A 2,735-nucleotide genomic window follows, 5' to 3' on the forward strand; every position below is an offset into this window, starting at 1 on the left:
CGCATGTCCCGACCGCCACCCGCCGGCTCCTCGCCCGGGGCCGCCCCAGCGCCGAGAACGCCACGGGCGACATCGTCGTCGGACCGGTACTTCAGGAGAGCGGCGGACAGGACCCAGCCGAGCTCCGGGCCGTCTCCACCCCACACCGACGCGGCGCGCGCCGCGTCCACCACCTCGGAGATCGACGGGGCCTTGCGCAGGGGCAGCTCGCGCAGGCGGCGTGCCTTGTCCACCACGTCGGCCGCCACCGACTCCGGCACCTCCGGAGCGCGGGACCGGACGATCTCCGTCTCCCGCGCGGCGTCCGGGAAGTCCACGTGGAAGTGCAGGCACCGGCGCTTGAGGGCACTGGACAGCTCCCGGGTGTCGTTCGAGGTGAGCACCACCCAGGGCGTCGTGCGTGCGCGGTAGGTGCCGAGCTCCGGGATCGTCACCTGCTTCTCCGCGAGCACCTCGAGCAGCATCGCCTCGAGCGACTCCTCCGTGCGGTCGATCTCGTCGATGAGCAGGACCACCGGGTCCTCGGACGTGATCGCCTCGAGCAACGGCCTGGTCACCAGGAAGTCCTCGCCGTGGATCCCCACCTCCATCTCCGCCAGCGCGGCCGAGGCCGCGGCGAGATCCTCGTGCACCGCCAGTTCCGCCGTGATCCGGTCCCGGAGCATCTGGACGTGGAGCAGCTGCTTGGCGTAGTCCCACTCGTACAGCGCCCGGGCGTCGTCGAGCCCCTCGTAGCACTGCAGCCGGACCAACCGACGGCCGAACGCGGAGGCCAGCGACTTGGCCAGCTCGGTCTTGCCCACACCGGCCGGCCCCTCCAGCAGCAGCGGCCTGTCGAGGACCGTCGCCAGGTGCACGACCGTCGCCAGCTCACGGTCGACGATGTACCCCGTCCCGCGGAGGGCCTCCGCCAGGACGTCGACGTCGATCACCGCGTCCGCGGGACCCACCTCGTCGGAACTCAGGTCGTCGGGGTGATCCTCGATGACATCCATGGTCGGGCCCTTTCCGTTCTCGGGAGATGGTGGTGTCCCCCGGGGACGGGCGGGACGGATCCGCTCGCCCGCCCCCGGGGACGTCCTGGTGGGGTGCCGCGCCGACCGGTCAGTACGACCCGGTCATGGCGTGCTCGACCATCGGGATCAGCGACTCGACCGTGGACTCACGCGGGTTGCCCGGGGTGCACGCGTCCCCCATCATGTGCTCGGCGATCCGGCGGATGTTCTCCGCCGAGGTGTCGATCCTGTCGCCCTTGCCCTTGTACTTGCCCGTGTCCATCTGGTTCTTCTCGTACAGCCCGGGCGTGATCTGGCTGAAGTTGTCCGGGATGCCGACGTCCTTCGACAACCGGATGGCGGCCTCCACCGCCGCGTCGGCGGCCTGGACGGTCGTCATGTTGCGGGTGTCCACGCCCATCTGCGGCGCGAGTTCGGCGTAGCGCTGGTAGCGCGACGGCAGGTTGTACTCCCACACCCGGGGCAGCGCGATGGCGTTGTTCAGACCGTGGTGCGTGTCGTAGTACGCGCTGATCGCGTGGGACATCGAGTGGATCATGCCCAGGCCGCCCGAGTTGAACGCCTGCGTCGCGATGTACTGCGCGTTCATCATGCCGGTTCGGGCCTCGAGGTTGCGGGGGTCGTACACGGCCGTCGTGAGGTTGTCCGCCACGAGCTTGGTCGCGTACAACGCGTTGCCCAGCGACGGGGCGAAGTCGAGCCGGGACACGTACGGCTCCGAGCAGTGCGCGAGGACGTCGAAACCGCAGTACGCGGTGAAGTGCTGCGGGCAGGAGTAGTAGAGGAGCGGGTCGTCCATCGCCAGCGAGACCAGGCTGGCGTCGTCGAACGCGACCCACTTGTGCGGGTGGTCCATGTCCGAGGTGTCCGTGATCACGTACGCCCACGAGGTCTCCGCGCCGGTGCCCGCCGTGGTGGACACCGCGATGTGCGGCGGGTTCTCGAAGTTGGTGGACTTGGAGAAGCCCTGGAACTCGTTGATGTCGCGGCCGTCGTGGGCGATCACCACGCGGGCGCCCTTGGCGGCGTCATGACTGGAGCCGCCGCCCACCGAGATGATGCCGTCGCACTTCTCCGAGTTGTAGAGCGCGGCGGCGTCCATGACGTTGTAGTCCTTGGGGTTGGACTCGACCTTGTCGAAGACGACGACGTCGAGGCCCTGGTACTCGATCTTGCCCTTGAGCTCCTCGATGATGCCCGAGCCGCGCAGTCCGGTGGTCATGATGAGGACCCGGGTCATCCCCAGCTTCTTGGCCTCCACGCCGAGGATGTCGTGTGCACCCACCCCCAACAGTGCCTTGGGGAGAGGGTGGAACTCCTTGATCGGCATGTCCCAGATCTGATTCAGTTCGATCGCCATCGTGCGCCTCCTGCTCGAGCGACCCCCACCATCGGCGGGGCGGTGATTGTGACACCGATCACTCTTGTCCGGCGGGCGCCCCGTCCGGAACAGCTACCGCGGGGTTCTGCCCACCCGGCGCACCGGGGACGGTCCGGATGGCACCGATGCACCTACCCGAGTGGACGGGTCGAGCCCGGTTCGGTGCCGACCGCCGCCTCCGCGCCCCTCACGCCCCGAAGCGCTGATCGAGGACACGACACCGCGCCTCGGCCGCCGCGATCGTCGAGGCGTCCGCGTACCGCGACCGGGCCAGGCTCCGCCATGCGGCGAGATCCTCACGCCCGGCGCCGCCGACCCAGGCCCTGAGCACGGGGAGA

At 69.4% G+C, this 2,735-nt stretch carries 3 protein-coding genes; all 3 read right to left on the reverse strand.

What is annotated here, in order from left to right; all coding sequences use genetic code 11:
• Window positions 1-995, reverse strand: a 995-nt coding sequence (locus tag G6017_RS11120; RefSeq protein ID WP_182617368.1) for a MadB family AAA-type ATPase, incomplete at its 3' end; no start/stop codon positions are given.
• Between the two features lie 109 nt (window positions 996-1,104).
• Window positions 1,105-2,376, reverse strand: a complete 1,272-nt coding sequence (mdo, locus tag G6017_RS11125) for an NDMA-dependent methanol dehydrogenase (RefSeq protein WP_067714967.1) — start codon at window positions 2,374-2,376, stop codon at window positions 1,105-1,107.
• A 208-nt stretch (window positions 2,377-2,584) separates the two neighbouring features.
• Complete coding sequence (locus G6017_RS17445) at window positions 2,585-2,728, reverse strand: hypothetical protein (protein ID WP_524536287.1); 144 nt, start codon at window positions 2,726-2,728, stop codon at window positions 2,585-2,587.
• Window positions 2,729-2,735 lie beyond the last annotated feature (7 nt).

It is taken from the genome of Dietzia sp. B44, from assembly GCF_014145245.1.
Lineage (GTDB): Bacteria > Actinomycetota > Actinomycetes > Mycobacteriales > Mycobacteriaceae > Dietzia > Dietzia natronolimnaea.

Excerpts from the sequence above, each read along its gene's own strand:
- mdo (WP_067714967.1), bottom strand. The coding sequence starts at position 2,376 with ATGGCGATCGAACTGAATCAGATCTGGGACATGCCGATCAAGGAGTTC.